Here is a 19,469-nt window from a genome sequence, read left to right on the forward strand (position 1 = left end):
GGTGAGGAGCGGGGTGGAGGTCATGACGCCACGCTGCCGGCCGGCACCCGCACGGCGTACTCGGTCCTCGCCGGGTTGTGGAACGGCGCGCGCGACCGGTCGCCTGTGGACGCGAGCCGGGCAGGTCAGCGGTCGAAGGCCGCCCGGACGTCGGCCTCGGTGAGCCCGTAGTCCTCGATCGAGTAGCGGTGCGAGGGCTTCGCGGCGCCCTGCTTGGACTCCCGGTCGATCTCCTCCATCGCCGCCTGGGCGTCGGGGGTCCAGTCCAGCTCGAAGTGCTCGTAGACCGACCGCGCGGTGCCGAGCGGGTCGGCGAGCAGGTCGGCGAAGGCGACGTCGACGAACTGCGCCTGGTCGTAGCGCGGGCGGGCGTCGTGGAAGGCGTGGAAGGAGCGCGACCACAGGTCGAGCTGGGTGCGGCCGATCGTGTCGCCGACGTACGTCGTGGAGTGCCCGGCCGTGGTCTCGGCCGACAAGGAGCACGAGGAGGCGATGCAGACGACCGGGTCGCGGTGGGTGTAGACGACCAGCGCGTCGGGGTAGACCGCCATGAGCGCGTCGAGGGCGGTCATGTGCGAGGGGTTCTTCAGCACCCAGCGCTTGTCGGGGTCGTCGAGCCCGACGAGCTGGAGGTTCTGCTTGTGCCGGGCGTAGGCGTCGGTCCAGTCCTGCTCGGCGAGCCAGGCCGAGTAGCGCGGGACGTTCGCCAGCGACTCGTACGAGTTTGACTTGCCGGTCTGGCGCAGCAGCCGCCAGCACTCCTCGACGGTCGTGGCGTCCATGTAGTGGATCCCCATGAACTCCGGGCTCTCCACGTGGTGCGCGGAGAACGCCTCCTGCATCGCGGCGAAGATCGGGTCGGCCTCCCACGTCTCGCGGGGCGGGCGCGGCTGGGGGTACTGCGTCAGCCACATCTCCAGCCCCTGCGCGGCCGGGTCGGCGTGCAGCAGCCGGTGCAGCGCGGTGGTGCCGGTGCGCGGGAGGCCCATGACGAAGACCGGCCGCTCGATCGGCACGTCGGCGTGCTCGGGCCGCGCGGTGAACTGCGCCTGGGTGAGCAGCCGGCCGACCAGCGCGCTCTTGACCTCCGAGCGCTGGAAGTAGTTGCCGCGCGGGGTCAGCCCCGCCTCGTCGGACGCCAGGTCGTCGACGAGGACGCGCAGGCCCTCCTCGTGCTCCGTGCCGCCGAGGTCCTCCAGGCCGGTCGTGCGGCGCGCGGCGGCGGCGATGTCGTCGTACGACCCGACGTCCGCGCGCTCGCGGGTCATCACGTTGAGGCCCTCACCGGCCCCGGCGCTGGTCTCGGTCATCGGTGGAACTCCCCGCAGTCGACGTTGAGCACCTGCCCGGTCACCGCCGAGCACAGGTCCGTGGCCAGCACCAGGGCCGCGCGAGCCACCTCGGCCGGGCTCGCGAGCCGCTTGAGGTCGGTCGGCGCGGCCTTCTCGGCGTACACCTCGTCGTGCGTGCGGCCGGACTCCGAGGCGAGCCAGTCGAAGTAGCCCTTGTTGACGTCCTCGTAGATGTAGGACGGCGCGACGCTGTTGAGCCGGATCCCGCGCGGGCCTAGCTCGGTGGCCAGCGAGGACGACAAGTGCTCGAGCGCGCCCTTGGACAGCTTGTAGCCGGCGAACTCCTCCTGCGACTGGTAGAGCACGCACGAGTTGACCATCAGCACCGACCCCCGCGAGGCGGCCAGCGCGTCGGCGAAGAGCGCGGTCAGCCGCAGGGGCGCGAAGACGTTGGTCTCGTTCGCGGCGCGCAGGCCGTCGAGGTCGAGGGTGGTCAGCGGGTCCATCGGCGGGATGCCGAAGGCGTTGTTGATCAGGCAGTCGACCCGGCCGAACTCCGCCAGCGACCGCTCGACGAGCGCGACGCGGGAGGCCTCGTCGGTGATGTCGGTGGGTACGACGAGCGCTCGCCGCCCCAGGGAGCGCACGGTCTCCGCCATCTTCTCCAGGCGGCGCTCGGTGCGGCTGACGAGCACCAGGTCGGCGCCCATCCTCGCGGCCTCCTCGCCGAAGGCGCGGCCCAGGCCGGGGCCGACGCCGGAGAGCACCAGCACCTTGCCCTCCAACAGTGGGAGCGGCCGGTAGCGGGCCTCCACCTCGGCGTCGGTCTCCAGGTGGGCGGCGGCGGTCTGCGGGCTCGGCATCGTCAGCTCAGCATCCTTCGGGCGACGGAGCGCTGCCGGGCGGCGATCCGCGCGGCGTACTCCTCGGGGGTGACGGGGGAGTAGTGGGGCAGGTGGTCGCGCACGGAGTCGACGGGCACGACCTCCACGGTCGGCCCGTCCTCGAGGCCGAGGTCGCGCTCGAGGCGCTGCCAGCGCAGCATGATCGACCCGGTGCGGTGGCCGGTGGTCTCCAGCCAGTTGGCGATGCCCGGGTTCTGCTCGGAGACGACGAACCGCATCCGCCCGTCGGGGTCGGTGACCGCCTGCGCCTTGGTGAGCGAGGTCTGGTGGGTCTCGTAGTCGGTCGAGACGTACCAGTCCGAGCCGATCTGCACGGCCTGGTAGCTGCAGTCGGTGCACTCGGGCACGGTGATGACCATCGCCTGGTCCTCGTCGAGCTCGTAGTGGCCGATCGAGGAGCGCTGGGAGGCGAGGCCGCCGGGCGTGGCCTGCGGCGGGGTCAGGGTGTTGACGTCCTGCCGGTACTGGAAGAAGTGGGGGAAGGCGAACCAGGTCTGGATCGAGCTGGTCAGCGACCGCGCGGCCACCTCGTACTTCTTCGCGAGCGTCGCCTCCGAGAGCGGCCGGGCGGGCTTCCCCATCGTGTCGGGCCGCTCGATCCACAGCACCCCGCGCTCCTCGGTGTCCCAGTCGTTGAAGACCTCGCGGACGATGAGGGTCTTGGCGCCGGGCTCGGCGGTGTAGGTGAGCTCGAAGGTGCCGTCGTCGGCGATGTCGAGCTCGCGGTCGTCGAAGGCGAGCATCGACGTCGCGGCGCTGGTCGCCGTGTACGCCCCGCCCATGACCTGGAACGACAGGTCGGCGCTGGTCCCCCGGCGACCGCGGACCACGTACTCCACGCCCTCACGGAGGTAGGCGTTGAAGTAGAGCGCGTCGGGGTTGTCCAGGCCCTGCCGGGAGAACTGGTGGGTCGGGTTGACGAACAGCGGCCGCTCGAGGTCGTAGTCGAAGGCCGTCTGCATCGCCATCCGGATCCGGCCGGCGAGGTAGTCGTAGCCCTCGAGCAGGTCCTGCTCGGTGCGGATGAACGGCGCGCCGGCGATGAGCTCCTCGGCCTCGGCGATCGCGTCCCGCAGCGGCTTCGTGAGCCCCAGCGCCCGGCTCACGGGTTCACCTTCGCGATGACGTCCTCGGCGTACCGCTCGAGCGCCGCCACCTTCTTCTCCAGCGGCTCGGTGTCCGGGCCGACGATGTAGGGGATGCGGAAGCCGACGATGCAGTCGGTGACGCCCTTGTCCTCCAGGCGCTTGATGCCGTCGGGGGTGTAGGCGTCGTAGGAGATGACGTGCACCTCGAAGTCGTCGCGGGTGTCGCCCTCCTCCTCCCGGATCTCGGCCAAGCGCCCGAGCATGCGGTCGAGCTCCTCGCCGTCGCCGCCGGCGTGCATCCAGCCGTCGCCCTTGCGGACCGCGCGGCGCAGCGCGGCGTCGGCGTGACCGCCGACGAGCAGCGGCAGCCGCTCGGTCGGCGCGGGGGTCTGCTTGAGCGAGGCGATGTCGTAGAACTGGCCGGAGTAGGAGAAGTAGTCGCCGCTGGTGAGGCCGCGGACGATGTCGAGGCACTCGTCCATCCGCTTGCCGCGCTTCTCCCACGCGACGCCCATCGCGGCGAAGTCCTCCGGCCACGGCGAGATGCCGACGCCGAGGCCGAGCCGGTTGCCGGAGAGGTGCGCCAGCGAGGAGGCCTGCTTGGCCACGAGCACCGGCGGGCGCACCGGCAGCTTCAGCACGAACGGCGTCAGCCGCAGCGTGGACGTCACCGCGAACAGGTGCGCGCAGAGCACCATCGTCTCGATGAACTCCTTGCCGTCGAGGAACTCCCGGTCGCCGGTGTCGGTGTAGGGGTACGTCGAGTCCGACTCCTCGGGGTAGATGAGGCTGTCGGCGACGGTCATGCTCGTGTACCCGGCCGCCTCGGCCGCCTGGGCCAGGGGCGCGTAGTAGTCGACCCGGGTCATGGCCTCGGCGTAGGTGAATCGCATGGGGCGCACACTAGAACGTGTTCCAGTTCTGTGCCAGGGTTCGTCCCGTGGACCTGGACGAGCTCAGCGACCGCACGGAGATCGCCGCCGTGCTGACGCGCTACACGCGGGCGATCGACACCGGCGACTTCGACCGGCTGGACACCGTCTTCACGCACGACGCGCGGATCGACTACACCGAGTCCGGCGGCATCGCCGACGGTTTCGGTGCGGTCAAGCCGTGGCTGGCGGAGGTGCTGCCAGCGTTCTTCCCGCGTCGCATGCACACGCTCGGCCAGGTCGAGATCGAGCTCGCCGGCGACGAGGCCGCCGTGGCGGCGTACTTCCACAACCCGATGCCGGTGACCGCCGAGGACGGCAGCGAGAAGGTCGTGGAGTTCGGCGGGATCTACCACCACCGGATGGTCCGCACGCCCGACGGCTGGCGCAGCCGCGAGCTGCGCGAGGAGATCGTCTGGAAGCGGACCTAGGGTGCCGCCCATGGGTCTCCCCGACGAGAAGCCTGCCGGCCTCGACTCCCCGCTGGTGCCGAAGGTCCTCAAGCGCGTCGCGCAGGTCCAGGTCGCGGCGTTCCGCGCCACCAACGGCCGCGTCGGCTCCACGTGGCGCATCGGCGCCGGCTGGAGGAAGCCGGTGCCGACGCTGCTGCTCGACCACGTCGGCCGCAAGAGCGGCAACCGCTTCACCACGCCGCTGCTCTACCTCGAGGACGGCCGTGACCTGGTCGTCGTCGCCTCCCAGGGTGGCCTGCCGAAACATCCCCAGTGGTACCGCAACCTGCTGGCGCACCCCGACACCCAGGTCGCGATCAAGGGCGAGCGGGTACGCCGCGTGCGCGCCCGCGTCGCCGGGCCCGAGGAGCGCGCGGCGCTCTGGCCGCGTCTGGTCGAGCTGTACGCCGACTTCGACCGCTACCAGCGCTGGACCGACCGCGAGATCCCCGTCGTGGTGCTCGAGCCCCGCTGACGCCGTCGCGCGCCCGTCCCGGTTGGCTGATCAGGTGCCGTCCCCGACAATGGGCGCGTGGCCCCCGACGACCTGGACGAGCGTCCCGACCGACCCGTGCTCACCGGCCTGATCGCGCTGGTCGGCGTCGCGCTGGTCGTCGGGCTGGTGCTCGGTGGTGTGGCCCTCGGCGCGGTGAGCGTGCTGGGGCTCGGCGGGGACGACGACGACGGCGGCGGCAGCAGCGCGTCGGACCGCCAGTCCTTCTACCTCCCGAAGCCGGAGCCGACCGGTGAGCCGACCGAGCCGCTGATCACCCTGGCGCCGGACGGGAGCTCGAGCGGCTCGGCCGAGGACGAGCCGTCGGAGTCCCCCTCGAGCGAGGCGCCCGAGGACGAGATCTCCCTCTCGGCGGGCCAGACGAGCGTCTCGCCGATGCAGCAGATCGACCTGACCGGCGTCTACACCGGCGGCGAGGGGGCGATCCTGCAGGTGCAGCGGTTCGCGGACGGCCAGTGGGTCGACTTCCCGGTGACGGCGTCGGTCAGCAACGAGACGTTCTCCACCTACATCCAGACCGGCCAGCTCGGCGAGAACCGCTTCCGCATGATCGACACCAGCACCGGCCTGGAGTCCAACGAGGTCACCGTCACGATCGGCTGAGCGCCGGCGCGCACCCGGGCGCGCACGCGGGCGTGCGAGCCGGCGGCGCGGTCCGCCGGGCCGGACGGCGGCGCCGCTGACCGGCGAGCACGCCGCCCAGCACGAGCGTGACGCCGACGGCCTGGGGGAGCCCGAACACCTCGCCCGCGACCAGCGCGCCGAGGGCGGTGCCGACGACGGGGTTCAACAGGCCGATGAGCGCCACCGCGCCGGCCGGCATCCGGGTGAGCCCGCGGAACCAGAGGGCGTACGCCACGACGGTGCCGACGCCGCCGAGCCAGAGGTAGCCGACCGCGGCGGGCGCGTCGACGGCCGGCGGAGCGCCCTCGACCAGCAGGGCCACGGGGGTGAGCAGCAGCCCGCCGGCCACCAGCTGCCAGGACGTCAGCGTGAGCATGTCGACCGGCGCCCGCCAGCGCTTGACGAGCACGAAGCCGGTCGCCGCGACGACCACCGACGCGGCCCCGCCGGCGAGGCCGAGCAGGTCGACGTCGCCCGGCGAGCCGAGCACCAGCAGGGCGACGCCGGCCAGGCCGACGACGGCCGCCGCGACACCGCGCCCGGACGCCCGCTCGCCCAGCGCGGCGTACGCCAGGGCCATCACGGCCAGCGGCAGCGTCGCCTGGAGCGTCGCGGCGAGCCCGCCGGGCAGGCGGTAGGCGGCGAGGAAGAGCAGGGGGAAGAAGAGTCCGATGTTGCACAGGCCGAGCACGGCGGCCTTCCACCACCAGTCGCCGCGGGGGAGTCGGCGGCACCAGGCGAGGAGCAGCAGGCCGGCCGGGAGCGCGCGGACCGCGGCGCTGAAGAGCGGGCGGTCGGGCGGGAGGAGCTCCTCGGTGGTGAGGTACGTCGTGCCCCACACGACGGGGGCGACCGCGGTGAGGGCGATCGTGCGCCAGGAAGTAGTTTCCACGGAAGACAAAGTATCTTCCGCGTGAGATATTGTCCAATCCATGAGCGAACCGGACTTCGTCGGCCACGTCCTCGAGCAGTGGCGCGCCGAGCGACCCGACCTCGACGTCAGCCCGGTCGGGGTCGTCGCGCGGCTGCACCGCCTCGCCGCGCGGCTCACCGAGGAGCTGGTCGCGGAGTACGCCGAGCACGGGCTCGGCGAGGGCGAGTTCGACGTCCTCGCGACCCTGCGCCGCGCCGGCGCGCCGTACGAGCTGACGCCCGGGGCGCTCGCCGCCTCGACCATGGTCAGCTCCGGCGCGATCACCAAGCGGGTCGACCGCTGCGTGCAGCAGGGGTGGGCGACCCGGCGCGTCCACGAGCGCGACGGTCGCGGCCGGGTCGTGGCCCTGACCGAGGAGGGGCGGGCGCTGGTCGACCGTGCGTTCACCGCCCACATCGCCAACGAGCACCGCCTGCTCGCCGGGCTCACCGAGCGCCAGCGGACCCAGCTGGCCGGACTGCTGGAGCAGTGGGGCCGGGCGCTGGAGGCCGACTAAGGTGCGAACCATGAGCGAGACCGCGCAGCAGACCTCGGCCACCGGCCCCCGCATCGTCGTCGGCAACGACGGCTCGGAGCCTGCGCTTCACGCGCTCGAGTGGGCGCTCGACCACGCGCGGGCCGTCGGCGGGACGATCACGATCGTCCGCGGCTGGACGTTCTCCACGGCGCCGCGGCCCAAGAGCCAGACCTTCGGCTACGTCCCGCCGCGGGCCGACTTCGAGGAGGCCGTGCTCGACGACCTGCGCGCCGACGTCGCCGGGACCGTCGCGACCCGTGGGGAGGGCGTCGCGGTCGACTACTCGGCGTACTGCGGCCCCGCCGGCACCGCGCTGCTCGAGGCGTCGGCCGAGGCCGACCTCGTGGTCGTGTCCTCGCGCGGTCGCGGCGGCTTCCGCGGGCTCACGCTCGGCTCGACCACCGACCAGCTGGTGCGGCACGCGTCGTGCCCGGTCGTCGTCGTGCGGGGCGCCCGGACCTCCGAGACCGAGCGCACCCGCACCCTCGACGCGGCCGTGCCGACCGCGGACGAGCAGCCCTCCGCGTGAGGGCCGCCCTCCGCGGCGGGTCCGTTCAGGAGGGGATGTAGTCGAAGGTGTCCGGGTCGGGGCCGGTGCGGCCGGCTGCGCCCCGGTCGAGGGCGCTGATCTCCGCGACCTCGTCGACGCTGAGCGAGAAGTCGAAGATGTCGAAGTTCTCGCGGATGCGCTGCTCGGTCACCGACTTGGGGAAGACGATGTCGCTGCGCTCGACGTGCCAGCGCAGCGTCACCTGCGCCGGGGTCTTGCCGTGCGCCTCGGCGATCCGGCCGATCACCGCGTCGTCGAGCACCGCGCCCTGCGCGATCGGGGACCACGCCTCGACCTCGATGCCGTGGCGGATCGAGGCGGCGCGGGCCTCCTCGTTGCAGAAGTAGGGGTGGACCTCGATCTGGTTCACCGCCGGCACGACGCCGGTCTCCGCCACGATCCGGTCGAGGTGGGCGGGCTGGAAGTTCGAGACGCCGACCGCGCGGGCCCGGCCCTGGTCGACGAGCTCGGTGAGGGTGCGCCACGTGGAGACGTAGTCGCCGTCGTACCTCGTCGGCAGCGGCCAGTGGATGAGGAAGAGGTCGATCACGTCGACGCCGAGCTTCTCGAGGGTCTCGTCGAAGGAGCGGCGCGCGTCGTCGGGGCGGTGGAAGCCGTTGTTGAGCTTGCTGGTGATCCACAGCTCCTCGCGAGGCACGCCCGAGGCCTTGATCGCCTCGCCGACGCCGGCCTCGTTCTGGTACATCTGCGCGGTGTCGATGTGCCGGTAGCCGATCTCCAGGGCCGTGCTCACCGCGGCCGCGGTGTCCTCCGGCGGCACCTGGTAGGTGCCGAAGCCCAGCTGCGGGATCGTCGTCTGGTTGTTCAGGGTGATCGTCGGGACGCTCATGCCGTCTCACAAGACCACCGGTCGCCAAATCCTTCCCCGATGGGCCCGCACGCGAGAATGGTCACGTGAGCGTCCCGGAACCGGTCCCCTACACCGCCTACGACACCCGGCTGGCGTCGTACGCCGTCATCACCGACGACCAGGACCGGATCCTGCTGGCGCTGTGGAACGAGGCGGCCGACGGCCCCCGGTGGACGCTCCCCGGCGGTGGCGTCGAGCTCGACGAGACCGTCGAGGAGGGCGCGGTCCGCGAGGTGCGCGAGGAGACCGGGTACGACGTCCGGCTCGACGGCCTGCTCACCGTCGACACCTACGTCATCCCCGCCTCCCGCCGCCACCTCGACACCGACCGCTCGCTCAAGGCCGTCCGCGTCCTCTTCGCCGCGACCGTCACCGGCGGCGAGCTCACCGCCGAGGTCGACGGCACCACCGACGAGGCCCGCTGGATCCCCCTCGCCGACGCCGCCCGCCTGCCCCACGTCTCCCTCGTCGACCTCGCCCTCCGCCTGCTCCGCCGCTGAGGTCGGCGGCTCCTCCCGGGGCTGGCGGCACGGGGTGGTGTGGCACGGGTTCGGGCGTCGACGATCGTTCAATTGTGCGGTTGTAGCGGTTCTCCCGGCGGCCGAGGCGCTGAAACCGCGCAATTGCGCAGTTGTGGACGGCCCGAGGACGGTTCGCCGCGGCTAGCGTGGGTGGATGAGGCGATGGGGTGCGCTGGTGCTGGCGGCGCTGTTGCTGGCCGGGTGCACCGACGGGGCGTCGGGGCCGGGGGCCCCGGCCAGCCCCGGGACGTCGCCGGAGGCCGCGGGCGACCCGAGCACCGACCCGAGCACCGACCCGGGCCCCAACACGAGCACCGACCCGAGCACCGAGCCGCCCGCCGAGCCGCCCGCCGAGCCGGACGAGGAGCTCGTGGTGGTCGGGCACGCGACGCAGCCGCAGCTCCGCCTGTCGAGGGGTACGTCGGCGCGGCTGGCCAGCGGCGAGGTGACCCGCTGGCGCGGCCGACGGGTGGTGGCGACCGGGCCGGTGGCGCGACGGCTGCGCGCGGTGGAGCGTGACCCGGGGACGCTCGCGGTCGTGCCGGTGGGGGCCGTCGGGCCGACGGCCACGGTGGCGCAGGTGGCCGGCCGCGACCCGGTCCGCGACGACCCGCGCGCGGTGGGGCTGACGGTGGTCGGTGACGTGATGCTCGTGCGCGGGGTGCCGGACGCGTGGGGCGCGCTGGCGCCGACGGCCGGCCGGCTCCGGAGTGCCGACGTCACGGTCGGCAACCTCGAGAGCACGCTGAGCCTCGACGGGTCGCCGACCCAGGTCCCTGCCAGCGACTCGTTCGGGGCGACGCCGGCCCTGCTGGGGCCGCTGCGGCGGGCCGGGTTCGACGTGCTGTCGCTGGCCAACAACCACACGGGCGACTTCGGGGAGCGGGCGCTGCTCGAGACGGTCGAGGAGCTGCGGGCCAGCCCGATCGAGGTGTTCGGGGCCGGGCCGGACCGCGCGGCGGCCGGCCGGCCGGCGTACGTGGAGAGGGGCGGGGTGCGCTTCGCGTTCGTCGGGTTCAACGCGATCGGCGAGACGCCGCAGGCGACGCCGACCGACCCGGGGGCGCTGGGCGTGCGGATGCCGCCACGCACCGGACCGCGGCTGGTCGAGGCCGACCTGCGCCACGTCGAGCGCGTGATCGGCCGCGCCGGCGAGCGGGCCGACGTGGTGGTCGTGCTGCCGCACTGGGGCACGCAGTACACCCACCGGCCCGAGCCGGTCCAGCGCACCGTCGCCCGCCGGCTGGTCGCGGCCGGCGCGGACCTCGTCGTCGGCGGCCATCCGCACTGGGTGCAGGGCGTGGACGTCGTCGACGGCGTCCCGGTCGTGCACTCGCTGGGCAACTTCGTCTTCGACATGGACTTCATGGAGCAGACGCTCGAGGGCGTGGTGCTGGAGGCGACGTTCTGGGGTGCGGAGCTCAAGGCGGTCCGGCTGGTGCCCTACGCGATGGACCCGCCGACGTTCGCGCCGCGCTTCGTCGACGGCGCCCGGGCGGACGGGATCCTCGCCGACGTGTGGTCGACCAGCACCGGCCCCTACGCGCGCTGAGCCGCGCCGTCAGCGCAGCCAGGCCACGACGGTCCGTGCGGTCCGTCGCAGCTGGTCGCGGGAGACGACGGAGGGCACGTCGGCGGCGGAGTGGTACGCCGCGTAGCAGGTGCTGCCCAGCCGCGCTCCGGGCAGGCCGGCCCGGACGAACGACCAGTGGTCGCTCGACCGCTGCTGGGTGTCCACGACCGTCGGCACGCCCGCCCGCTCGGCCGCCTCGAGCAGCTGCTGCTGGACCGGGTCGCCGTCCCCCGCGCTCCCCACCGGCAGCACCGACCCGACGCCGACGCGGTCGAGGGAGACCATGCCGTTCAGGCTGCCGCGCTCGGCGGTCGACAGCCCGGCGACGTACGCCCTCGAGCCGTAGTGGTGTGCCTCCCCCGGGCCCCGTGGCTCCTCGGAGCCGAAGGCGACCAGCACGACCGGCATCCGCGCCCGCCGCTCGTCCAGCGCCTCGGCGACCGCGAGCAGCGCGCCCACCCCGGAGGCGTTGTCCTCCGCGCCCGGCGCCTGGGGGACCGTGTCGAGGTGGGCGCCGACCAGCAGCCACGGCCGCCCGGGGCGGACGTCGCCGCGGGTCGCGACCACGTTGGTCGACCGCCCCGCCCGCACCGGCACGCCCCACGAGACGCCCGCCGGCGTCCGGAACGGCTGCTGCTCCACCGTCCAGCCGAGCTCCTCCAGGCGGCCCTGCACCCACCGCGCCGCACGGCGGTACGCCGGCGACGTGCCTGGCCGCGGGCCGATCCGGCCCGCGAGGTGCTCGACCGCGGCGACCGCCGTCGCGACCCGCACGTCGTCGGGGGAGACCCGCCGCACCGGCTCGGCAGTGGGCGTCGACGAAGGTGTGAGTGACGGCGTCGGTGACGGTGTCGGTGAGGTGGTGGGCGCGGACGAGGTCGTCGACGGGGAAGCGCTCGGGGCGTCCGCCTCGGGGTCGCTGCTGCAGGCGGCCAGCAGGGACACGGCCAGCCCGACCGAGACGATCGCGGACCGGCGCATGTCCCGATCGTGCCCTACGCGGGTGCCGGGTGGTGCCCGAGCGCGAGGTCGACGAGCAGCGAGGCGTGGGCGACGGTGGAGTCGATGACGGGCAGGGGAGCGTCGTCGGGCCCGACGAGCAGGCCGATCTCGGTGCAGGCGAGCACCACCGCCCCGGCGCCGCGCCGCCGCAGGTCGTCCATGACGGCGGCGTACGCCGACCGCGACTCCGCCCGCACCACGCCGCGCGTCAGCTCGTCGAACACGACGCGGTCGACCATCGCCCGGTCGGTCTCCTCCGGCACGACGACCTCGATGCCGTGGGTGGCGAGACGATCGGCGTAGAACGTCTCCTCCATCACCCAGCGGGTGCCGAGCAGGCCGAGCGTCGTCCAGCCCTGGCGGGCGGCGACGGCCGCGACCGCGTCGGCGATGTGGACGGCCGGCACCGTGACGGCGTCGGCGAGCGCGGCGAAGTTCTTGTGCATGAGGTTCGTGCACAGCCCGACGAGGTCGGCACCGCCCGCCTCGCAGCGCCGGGCGGCGTCCGCGAGCAGGTCCCCGGAGGCGGCCCAGTCGCCGCGCTCCTGGCAGGCGCGGACCTCGGCGAAGTCGAGGGACTGCAGGGAGATCCGGGCCGAGGCGTGGCCGCCGAGGCGTGCGGCGACCTCCTCGTTGACGAGCCGGTAGTAGGTGGCGGTCGAGTGCCAGGACATGCCGCCGACGAGTCCGATGGTCTGCATGCACAGCAGCCTGGCGGCGCTGCACCCCCAAGGGAATCCCCGTCCTCGTAGGAGGGGGCATAAGTTGTGCTGATGGTGCTCGATCCCCGCCGACTGCTCCTCCTGCGCGACGTCGCGCGCGCCGGGTCGATCAGCGCTGCCGCCCGTGGGCTCGGGTGGACCCAGCCCGCGGTCAGCCAGCACCTCGCCCGCCTCGAGCGCGACGCGGGCGGCCCGCTCCTGCTGCGCGGACCGGCCGGCGTCACCCCGACCGAGGCCGGCGAGGCGCTGCTGCGCCGGGCCGACGTGGTCGCGGCCGAGCTGCACGCGGCTCGGGAGGAGCTGGCTGCGCTGCACAGCCTGCGGGGCGGTCGGGTGCGGCTCGTGGCGTTCCCCTCGGCGGCCGCGACGCTCGTCCCCGACGCCGTCGGCGCGCTGGCCGCCGACCACCCGGGCGTCGAGGTCGGGTTGCAGGAGGGCGAGCCGCCCGAGGCGCTCGCCGCGGTGTCGGCCGGGGACGCCGACCTCGCTCTCGCCTTCGGGTACGACGGCCCGCCGGCCGGCCTCGGCACGCTGGCCTGGCGGCCGTTGCTCGAGGAGCCGGTCCACCTGGTGCTGCCGCCGGGCCACCCGGGGCCCGGCCGCCGGGGGCTGGCCGACCTCGCCGACGAGGACTGGATCGGTGGCTGCGTGCGCTGCCGCACCCACCTGGTCACGCGCTGCGCGGCCGCGGGCTTCGAGCCGACCGTCCGGCACACCAGCGACGACTACGTGGTCGTCCAGAACCTCGTGGCCCGCGGCCTCGGCGTCACCGTCCTCCCGGCGTCCGCGCTCGCGGCGTACCGCCACCCCGACGTCCGGGTCGTCGACCTCCCGGTCCTCGGCCGCCGCCACGTCGGGCTCGTGCACCGGCCCGGCGCCGACGCCGTGCCCGCGACCGCCGCGCTCGTCGCGCGGCTGGTCGCCCGAGCCTCCGCCTGACCCGCCCCGCGTCGGCGGGAGAAGAGCGGCCGACCCGGGAACAACCGGCGCCCACCCTCCGTTGAGCCCAGTGAGCAAAGTTGAGTTGGACGGACTCAAGTCGTCTGCCAGACTCTGACCCAGACTTCCGGCGCCTCACGTGCCGGTCCCCAGCACCACCCGAAGACATCCCAGACAGACAGCAGTTCACCCGAGCAAGCGGAGGTTGCATCCCATGGCACGTGCGGTCGGCATCGACCTCGGCACGACGAACAGCGTCGTGTCGGTCCTGGAGGGCGGCGAGCCCACCGTCATCGCGAACGCGGAAGGCGCCCGGACCACCCCGTCGGTCGTCGCGTTCGCCAAGTCCGGCGAGGTCCTCGTCGGTGAGGTCGCCAAGCGGCAGGCCGTCACCAACGTCGACCGCACCATCCGGTCGGTCAAGCGCCACATGGGCACCGACTGGAAGCAGAAGATCGACGACAAGGACTTCACCCCGCAGCAGATCAGCGCCTTCGTGCTGCAGAAGCTGAAGCGGGACGCGGAGGCCTACCTCGGCGAGCCGGTCACCGACGCGGTCATCACCGTGCCGGCGTACTTCTCCGACGCCCAGCGCCAGGCCACGAAGGAGGCCGGCGAGATCGCGGGCCTCAACGTCCAGCGCATCGTCAACGAGCCCACCGCGGCCGCGCTGGCCTACGGCCTGGACAAGGGCGACGACCAGCTGATCCTCGTCTTCGACCTCGGTGGCGGCACGTTCGACGTCTCGCTGCTGGAGATCGGCGAGGGCGTCGTCGAGGTCAAGGCGACCTCCGGCGACAACCACCTCGGTGGTGACGACTGGGACGCGCGCGTCGTCGAGTGGATGGTCACCAAGTTCAAGAACGCCAACGGTGTGGACCTGGCGGCCGACAAGATCGCCAAGCAGCGCCTCCAGGAGGCCGCGGAGAAGGCGAAGATCGAGCTGTCCTCCTCCTCGGAGACCACGATCCACCTGCCCTACATCACCCACGGCGAGTCCGGCCCGCTGCACTTCGAGGAGCGGCTGACGCGAGCTGAGTTCCAGAAGCTCACCGCCGACCTGCTCGAGCGCACCAAGAAGCCCTTCCAGCAGGTCCTCAAGGACGGCGGCGTCAGCGTCTCCGCGATCGACCACGTGGTGCTCGTCGGCGGCTCGACCCGCATGCCGGCCGTGACCGACGTCGTCAAGGAGCTGCTCGGCGGCAAGGAGCCCAACAAGGGCGTCAACCCCGACGAGGTCGTGGCGCTCGGCGCCGCGCTCCAGGCCGGCGTCCTCAAGGGCGAGGTCAAGGACGTCCTGCTGCTCGACGTCACCCCGCTGTCCCTCGGCATCGAGACCAAGGGCGGCGTGATGACCACGCTGATCGAGCGCAACACCACCATCCCGACCAAGCGCTCGGAGATCTTCACGACCGCCGACGACAACCAGCCGTCGGTGGAGATCAAGGTCGCCCAGGGCGAGCGCCAGATGTGGTCGCAGAACCAGCCGCTCGGCAACTTCGAGCTGACCGGCCTCCCGCCGGCGCCGCGCGGCGTGCCGAAGATCGAGGTCACCTTCGACATCGACGCCAACGGCATCGTCCACGTCACCGCGAAGGACCAGGCGTCGGGCAAGGAGCAGTCGATGACGATCTCCGGCGGCTCCGCGCTCAGCAAGGACGACATCGACCGGATGGTCCGCGAGGCCGAGCAGTACGCCGAGGAGGACGCCAAGCGTCGCGCCGCGGTCGAGGCCCGCAACCAGGCCGACCAGCTCGTCTACACCACCGAGAAGTTCCTCGCCGAGAACGGCGACAAGATCCCGGACGACGTGAAGACCGAGGTCCAGGCCGACGTCGACGCGCTCAAGGCGACCCTCGAGAACACCGAGGCCTCCGCCGACGAGATCCAGGCGGGCGTCACCAAGCTCGGCGAGTCCAGCCAGAAGATGGGTGCCGCGATGTACGCCGCCGCCGAGGCCGACGCCTCCGCCGCCGGTGGCACCGCGGGCGCGACCGGCGAGGCCGACGACGACATCGTCGACGCCGAGGTGGTCGACGAGACCGACGCCGGCGAGGGCGAGTCGAAGTGACCGATCCGCACAAGCCCACCGAGCCCGAGGACATCAACGCCCCGCCGATGACCGACCCGATGACCGACGACCCCGTCGACCCGGTCACGGGCGACGCGGCCGGTCACGTGGACGAGGCGGGGGTCGCCGAGACCCCCGCCGAGCCCGGGCCGGACCTGTCCCCGGAAGACGTCCAGGACCAGCCCGCGGGGGAGACCCCCGGCGAGCCGGACCCGGCCCGCGACGAGCTGACCGTCACCCAGATGGAGCTCGCGGAGCGGACGGCCGACCTGCAGCGCCTGCAGGCCGAGTTCGTCAACTACAAGCGCCGCGTGGAGCGGGACCGCGACCTGATCCGGGAGAACGCGACGTACGCCGCGCTCACCCCGATCATCGAGGTCCTCGACACCATCGACCGGGCCCGCGAGTCCGCGCAGCAGTCGGGCGGCGAGCTCGAGGCCGGCTTCCAGGCGGTCGCCGACCAGCTCGAGCGGACCGTCGAGCGGCTCGGGCTGACCAAGTTCGGCACCCCGGGCGACGCGTTCGACCCGAGCCTGCACGAGGCGCTCAGCCACCTCGGCGAGGACGCAGAGGTCGAGGTGACCACGTGCAAGGTGGTCGCGAAGGCCGGCTACCGGATCGGTGACCGGGTGGTCCGCGCCGCCCAGGTCCTGGTCGTCGACCCGCCGCAGTAACCAGCGACAGCACGAGAACGGGAGGGAGGCGCGCGTGAGCACCGATGACGGCTTCCGGGCCGACTGGGCCCAGAAGGACTTCTACGCCGAGCTCGGCCTGAAGAAGGACGCGACGGCCGAGGAGATCAAGAAGGCCTACCGCAGGCTCGCGCGCGCCAACCACCCCGACTCCAACCCCGGCGACACCGCCAAGCACGAGAAGTTCAAGGCGGTGGCCGAGGCGTACGACGTCGTCGGCGACCCCGAGAAGCGCACGAAGTACGACGAGATGCGGTCCCTCTACGGCTCCGGCGCCCACGGCTGGCAGAGCCGCGGCGGGGGCGGCTTCGGCGGAGGCGCGGGCGGCTTCCCGGGCGGGTTCGAGGACCTGCTGCGCGACCGCGCCGGTGGGGGCGGCGGGTTCGGCGACATGTTCGGCGACCTCTTCGGGGGCGGCGCCGGCGGCGGCCGGCGTACCCAGCAGGCGCGACGCCCGGCCAAGGGCGCCGACGTGGAGACCACGGCCACGATCGGGTTCACCGACGCGATCGAGGGCGTGACGGTCTCCCTGCGGCTGTCCTCGGACGCGCCGTGCCCGGACTGCTCCGGCACCGGCGGCAAGCCCGGCACCAAGCCGAAGGTCTGTCCCGAGTGCGAGGGCGCGGGGTACGTCGTGGCGTCGGCCGGCGGCGCGTTCGCGATCAACGAGACCTGCCCCCGCTGCGGCGGTCGGCAGCTGGTCTACGACGAGGCGTGCCCGACCTGCCACGGCAGCGGCCGCGGCGCCTCGGCCCGCACGATCCAGGCCCGCATCCCCGCCGGCGTCAAGGACGGCCAGCGGATCCGGCTGCGCGGCAAGGGCGCGGCCGGCGAGAGCGGTGGGCCGGCCGGTGACCTGTACGTCACCGTCAAGGTCTCCCCGCACCGGATCTTCGGCCGCAAGGACGCCAACCTCACCCTCGACGTGCCGGTCTCCTTCGACGAGGCAGCCCTCGGGGCCGAGGTGAAGATCCCGACGCTGAACGGCGCCCCGGTCACGCTGCGGGTCCCGCCGGGCACGCCGAACGGCCGCACGTTCCGCGTGCGCGGCAAGGGCGCCCCGAAGCCGGACGGCACCAAGGGCGACCTGCTCGCCACCGTCGAGGTCCAGGTCCCCGCCGTGCTCGACGCGGCGGCGCGCGAGGCCGTCGAGGCCTACCGCGCGGCGATGGCGGGCAAGCCGCTGCGGGCCGGGTTGTTCGAGAGCGCCTGAGGGAGGCGGCCGTGGTTGACCGTTTCTTCGCGCCGATCGACCCGGACTCAGCCGTCTACGTCATCAGCGTCGCGGCCGAGCTGACCGGCCTGCACCCGCAGACCCTGCGCACCTACGAGCGCCTCGGGCTGATCACGCCCGGTCGCACCGGCGGCGGCGGACGGCGCTACTCCTCGCGCGACATCGAACGGCTGCGCGAGATCGCCGCCCTCACCTCGGCCGGGATCGGCATCGAGGGCGTCCGCCGGATCATGGACCTGCAGAACCAGGTGCTCGCGCTGCAGTCGCGCAACGAGGAGCTCCGGGCCGAGCTCGACGCCACCCGCGACGCGCTGCGCCAGGCGCTGACCGCGCGGCGTACCGACGTCGTGGCCAACAAGCTGCCGGTCCTCCGTTCGCCGGACCCCACGGCCGCCGTCGTCGTCTGGCGCCGCGGCCGGTAGCTCCCCGCCCGCCTCGTGCTGCTGAGCGTGCGCCGGGGCGCAAGCGTGGCAGCACGAGGCGGGGGCCGGGAGGGTCTCGGAGGGGCCGCGATCAGCAGGCGCGCAGGCTGATGGTGAAGACCGAGCCGCCGTAGGGGCCGGGGGCGTACGTCGCCCGGCCGCTCTGCGCCTCGGCGAGCGTGCGCACGACGTAGAGGCCGAGGCCGGTGCCGGTCGCGACGGTGCCGTGGGCGCGGGTGAACTCGCGGAACAGCGAGCCGCGGAACTCCTCGGGCACCCCGTCGCCGGCGTCGACGACGTCGATGGAGACCAGGTCGCCGTCGGGCCGGACGTGGACGGTGTACGGCGCGGCGCCGTACTTGTGCGCGTTGCTCAGCAGGTTCGTGAGCATCTGCTCGAACCGCACCGGGTCGGCGCGCACCTGCCGCTCGTCGTCGATGCGGACGTCGACGTCGTAGCGGTCGGCGACCACCGACTCGACGACCGTGCGCGGGTCGACGGTCTGCAGGTCGATGCGGAGCGTGCCCCGCTGGATCTGCGCCGCGGTGAGCAGGTCGGCGGTGATGCTGTCGAGCATCCGCGCCTGCCGCGCGACCGAGGCCATCAGCCGGACGCGCTGATCGGCGTCGAGGTCGGCGCCGGACCAGCCGATGGTCTCCGCGATGCCGCAGATGACCGCGACCGGGCCGCGGATCTCGTGGGCCGTGGTGGCGATCGCGCGGCGCAGCAGCCCCACGTCGTCGGAGGCGGAGTCGAGGTAGACCAGCACCGACCAGCCGGTGCGGCGCAGCGTCGCCCGGACCGCCCCGCCGGGCAGGACCACCTCGAAGGACGCGTCGTTGTCGAGGCGGTGGAAGGCGACCAGGCCGGCCAGCTGGGGCGCGGCCAGCGACAGCGGCGTGCCGGGGGTGCAGCGCTCGACGAGCAGCCGCTGGGCGACGGTGTTGGCGTAGACGACGCGGAAGAGCGGCTCGTCGGCCAGCTCGAGGACGCCGTACGGCGCCATCCCGAGCGCCTCCCACGACGACACGTGCGCGCCGACGGGCGGGTGCGCGGGCTCGCTGGTGTCGGCGGCGTGCACGGTCGGCCGGCGTGGCGGTTTCTCGGCGACGGTGAGCGTGTCCCCGCTCGGGTCGTCAGCGTTCATCTCGGCGGGCTCCTCGGAGGCGGTGCTCGGCGGCGCGGGGACCACCGAGAGGGATCGGGGCGCGCGCACCAGGCCTCCGGCCGCGACGTCGCGGACGTAGTCGAGGATCGAGGTGAGCGAGGCGCCCTTCTGCACGTAGCCGTCCGCGCCGGCGGCCATGGCGCGCGCGGACATCTGGGTGGCGCCGAAGCCCGAGAGCACCACGATCTTGGCCTGGGGGGCGAGGCGCCGGATGGTCGGCAGCGCCTCGAGGCCGTCCATGACGGGCATGGAGAGGTCCAGCAGGACGACGTCGGGTCGCTGCTCGCGCACGGCCTCGATGCCGGCGCGGCCGTCGCCGGCCTCGGCGACGACGTCGAAGCCGCCGCGGACGAGCGCGAGCCGGAGCAGCTCGCGCAGGTCGGCGGTGTCGTCGACGATCACCACCCGGCGCGGCTCGATCCTGGGTACGGCGGTCATGGGGCGGG

General features: G+C 73.4%; 21 protein-coding genes. 12 read left to right on the forward strand and 9 right to left on the reverse strand.

The genetic code is table 11. The features are described 5' to 3' along the window. Positions 1 to 125: 125 nt before the first annotated feature. Genes G6553_RS19585 through G6553_RS19600 form a run of 4 tightly spaced genes read right to left on the reverse strand, consistent with a single transcriptional unit; the run spans position 126 to position 4,178 of the window. Entirely contained in the window at positions 126 to 1,310 is a 1,185-nt protein-coding gene (locus tag G6553_RS19585; RefSeq protein WP_242680687.1) for a sulfotransferase, read from the reverse strand. Further along, positions 1,307 to 2,155, reverse strand: a complete 849-nt coding sequence (locus G6553_RS19590) for an SDR family oxidoreductase (RefSeq protein WP_166196633.1) — start codon at positions 2,153 to 2,155, stop codon at positions 1,307 to 1,309. The genes G6553_RS19585 and G6553_RS19590 overlap by 4 nt, the downstream gene beginning before the upstream one ends. 2 nt (positions 2,156 to 2,157) lie before the next feature. Next, positions 2,158 to 3,303 (reverse strand): hypothetical protein, encoded by a 1,146-nt coding sequence (locus G6553_RS19595; RefSeq protein ID WP_347565817.1) that lies wholly within the window; start codon positions 3,301 to 3,303, stop codon positions 2,158 to 2,160. After that, entirely contained in the window at positions 3,300 to 4,178 is an 879-nt protein-coding gene (locus tag G6553_RS19600; protein WP_166196635.1) for a TIGR03619 family F420-dependent LLM class oxidoreductase, read from the reverse strand. The genes G6553_RS19595 and G6553_RS19600 overlap by 4 nt, the downstream gene beginning before the upstream one ends. A 47-nt stretch (positions 4,179 to 4,225) precedes the next feature. Between G6553_RS19600 and G6553_RS19605 the strand changes: the two genes are divergently transcribed. From G6553_RS19605 to G6553_RS19615, 3 genes are read left to right on the forward strand one after another with little or no spacing between them, the layout of a single operon-like run. Beyond that, complete coding sequence (locus G6553_RS19605; RefSeq protein ID WP_166196637.1) at positions 4,226 to 4,648, forward strand: nuclear transport factor 2 family protein; 423 nt, start codon at positions 4,226 to 4,228, stop codon at positions 4,646 to 4,648. Positions 4,649 to 4,658: 10 nt separating this feature from the next. After that, on the forward strand, positions 4,659 to 5,144 hold the full coding sequence (locus G6553_RS19610; RefSeq protein WP_166196639.1) for a nitroreductase family deazaflavin-dependent oxidoreductase: 486 nt from the start codon (positions 4,659 to 4,661) through the stop codon (positions 5,142 to 5,144). Positions 5,145 to 5,201: 57 nt separating this feature from the next. Next, positions 5,202 to 5,786, forward strand: coding sequence for a hypothetical protein (locus G6553_RS19615; RefSeq protein WP_166196641.1), 585 nt, complete (start codon positions 5,202 to 5,204; stop codon positions 5,784 to 5,786). Here the strand turns inward: G6553_RS19615 and G6553_RS19620 are convergent. Further along, complete coding sequence (locus G6553_RS19620; protein WP_347565818.1) at positions 5,773 to 6,699, reverse strand: EamA family transporter; 927 nt, start codon at positions 6,697 to 6,699, stop codon at positions 5,773 to 5,775. The genes G6553_RS19615 and G6553_RS19620 overlap by 14 nt on opposite strands. 40 nt (positions 6,700 to 6,739) lie before the next feature. On the opposite strand from G6553_RS19620, the gene G6553_RS19625 reads away from it, so the two are divergent. Further along, complete coding sequence (locus G6553_RS19625) at positions 6,740 to 7,237, forward strand: MarR family transcriptional regulator (protein WP_166196645.1); 498 nt, start codon at positions 6,740 to 6,742, stop codon at positions 7,235 to 7,237. A gap of 10 nt (positions 7,238 to 7,247) precedes the next feature. Beyond that, positions 7,248 to 7,787, forward strand: coding sequence for a universal stress protein (locus G6553_RS19630; RefSeq protein ID WP_166196647.1), 540 nt, complete (start codon positions 7,248 to 7,250; stop codon positions 7,785 to 7,787). A gap of 25 nt (positions 7,788 to 7,812) precedes the next feature. On the opposite strand, the gene G6553_RS19635 is transcribed toward G6553_RS19630, so the two are convergent. Beyond that, on the reverse strand, positions 7,813 to 8,658 hold the full coding sequence (locus G6553_RS19635) for an aldo/keto reductase (RefSeq protein WP_166196649.1): 846 nt from the start codon (positions 8,656 to 8,658) through the stop codon (positions 7,813 to 7,815). A gap of 65 nt (positions 8,659 to 8,723) precedes the next feature. Here G6553_RS19635 and G6553_RS19640 point away from each other — a divergent pair, with 65 nt between their 5' ends. Beyond that, positions 8,724 to 9,179 carry an NUDIX domain-containing protein gene (locus tag G6553_RS19640; protein WP_207620048.1) on the forward strand — a complete coding sequence of 152 codons (456 nt, stop codon included), beginning with the start codon at positions 8,724 to 8,726 and terminating at the stop codon, positions 9,177 to 9,179. Between the two features lie 175 nt (positions 9,180 to 9,354). Then, positions 9,355 to 10,752: a CapA family protein gene (locus G6553_RS19645; RefSeq protein WP_166196651.1), complete on the forward strand. Its 1,398-nt coding sequence runs from the start codon at positions 9,355 to 9,357 to the stop codon at positions 10,750 to 10,752. A 9-nt stretch (positions 10,753 to 10,761) separates the two neighbouring features. Here the strand turns inward: G6553_RS19645 and G6553_RS19650 are convergent, their stop codons facing one another. Together G6553_RS19650 and G6553_RS19655 are read right to left on the reverse strand one after the other, a co-directional pair. Next, entirely contained in the window at positions 10,762 to 11,754 is a 993-nt protein-coding gene (locus tag G6553_RS19650) for a M28 family peptidase (RefSeq protein ID WP_166196653.1), read from the reverse strand. 14 nt (positions 11,755 to 11,768) lie between these two features. Continuing rightward, positions 11,769 to 12,476 carry an amino acid racemase gene (locus G6553_RS19655; protein ID WP_166196655.1) on the reverse strand — a complete coding sequence of 236 codons (708 nt, stop codon included), beginning with the start codon at positions 12,474 to 12,476 and terminating at the stop codon, positions 11,769 to 11,771. A gap of 72 nt (positions 12,477 to 12,548) precedes the next feature. Here G6553_RS19655 and G6553_RS19660 point away from each other — a divergent pair, with 72 nt between their 5' ends. The 5 genes from G6553_RS19660 to G6553_RS19680 all read left to right on the forward strand — a co-directional run bounded on the left by G6553_RS19660 (position 12,549) and on the right by G6553_RS19680 (position 17,855). Beyond that, positions 12,549 to 13,436: a LysR family transcriptional regulator gene (locus G6553_RS19660; protein ID WP_207620049.1), complete on the forward strand. Its 888-nt coding sequence runs from the start codon at positions 12,549 to 12,551 to the stop codon at positions 13,434 to 13,436. Between the two features lie 214 nt (positions 13,437 to 13,650). Continuing rightward, a complete protein-coding gene (dnaK, locus tag G6553_RS19665; protein ID WP_166196657.1) occupies positions 13,651 to 15,507 on the forward strand; it encodes a molecular chaperone DnaK in 1,857 nt (618 codons plus the stop codon). Beyond that, a complete protein-coding gene (grpE, locus tag G6553_RS19670) occupies positions 15,504 to 16,181 on the forward strand; it encodes a nucleotide exchange factor GrpE (RefSeq protein WP_347565819.1) in 678 nt (225 codons plus the stop codon). Before dnaK ends, grpE begins: the two co-directional genes overlap by 4 nt. Positions 16,182 to 16,215: 34 nt before the next feature. Then, positions 16,216 to 17,412, forward strand: coding sequence for a molecular chaperone DnaJ (gene dnaJ, locus G6553_RS19675; RefSeq protein ID WP_166196659.1), 1,197 nt, complete (start codon positions 16,216 to 16,218; stop codon positions 17,410 to 17,412). A gap of 11 nt (positions 17,413 to 17,423) precedes the next feature. Next, positions 17,424 to 17,855: a MerR family transcriptional regulator gene (locus tag G6553_RS19680; RefSeq protein WP_166196661.1), complete on the forward strand. Its 432-nt coding sequence runs from the start codon at positions 17,424 to 17,426 to the stop codon at positions 17,853 to 17,855. 91 nt (positions 17,856 to 17,946) lie between these two features. Here the strand turns inward: G6553_RS19680 and G6553_RS19685 are convergent. After that, the coding region (locus G6553_RS19685; RefSeq protein WP_166196663.1) for a response regulator at positions 17,947 to 19,469 on the reverse strand (1,523 nt) is incomplete at its 5' end.

The sequence above is a fragment of the Nocardioides sp. IC4_145 genome (genome assembly GCF_011250565.1).
Classification (GTDB): Bacteria; Actinomycetota; Actinomycetes; order Propionibacteriales; family Nocardioidaceae; genus Nocardioides.

Excerpts from the sequence above, each read along its gene's own strand:
- G6553_RS19585 (WP_242680687.1), bottom strand. The coding sequence starts at position 1,310 with ATGACCGAGACCAGCGCCGGGGCCGGTGAGGGCCTCAACGTGATGACC.
- G6553_RS19590 (WP_166196633.1), bottom strand. The coding sequence starts at position 2,155 with ATGCCGAGCCCGCAGACCGCCGCCGCCCACCTGGAGACCGACGCCGAG.
- G6553_RS19600 (WP_166196635.1), bottom strand. The coding sequence starts at position 4,178 with ATGCGATTCACCTACGCCGAGGCCATGACCCGGGTCGACTACTACGCG.
- G6553_RS19610 (WP_166196639.1), top strand. The coding sequence starts at position 4,659 with ATGGGTCTCCCCGACGAGAAGCCTGCCGGCCTCGACTCCCCGCTGGTG.
- G6553_RS19625 (WP_166196645.1), top strand. The coding sequence starts at position 6,740 with ATGAGCGAACCGGACTTCGTCGGCCACGTCCTCGAGCAGTGGCGCGCC.
- G6553_RS19630 (WP_166196647.1), top strand. The coding sequence starts at position 7,248 with ATGAGCGAGACCGCGCAGCAGACCTCGGCCACCGGCCCCCGCATCGTC.
- G6553_RS19635 (WP_166196649.1), bottom strand. The coding sequence starts at position 8,658 with ATGAGCGTCCCGACGATCACCCTGAACAACCAGACGACGATCCCGCAG.
- G6553_RS19645 (WP_166196651.1), top strand. The coding sequence starts at position 9,355 with ATGAGGCGATGGGGTGCGCTGGTGCTGGCGGCGCTGTTGCTGGCCGGG.
- G6553_RS19650 (WP_166196653.1), bottom strand. The coding sequence starts at position 11,754 with ATGCGCCGGTCCGCGATCGTCTCGGTCGGGCTGGCCGTGTCCCTGCTG.
- G6553_RS19655 (WP_166196655.1), bottom strand. The coding sequence starts at position 12,476 with ATGCAGACCATCGGACTCGTCGGCGGCATGTCCTGGCACTCGACCGCC.
- G6553_RS19660 (WP_207620049.1), top strand. The coding sequence starts at position 12,549 with ATGGTGCTCGATCCCCGCCGACTGCTCCTCCTGCGCGACGTCGCGCGC.
- dnaK (WP_166196657.1), top strand. The coding sequence starts at position 13,651 with ATGGCACGTGCGGTCGGCATCGACCTCGGCACGACGAACAGCGTCGTG.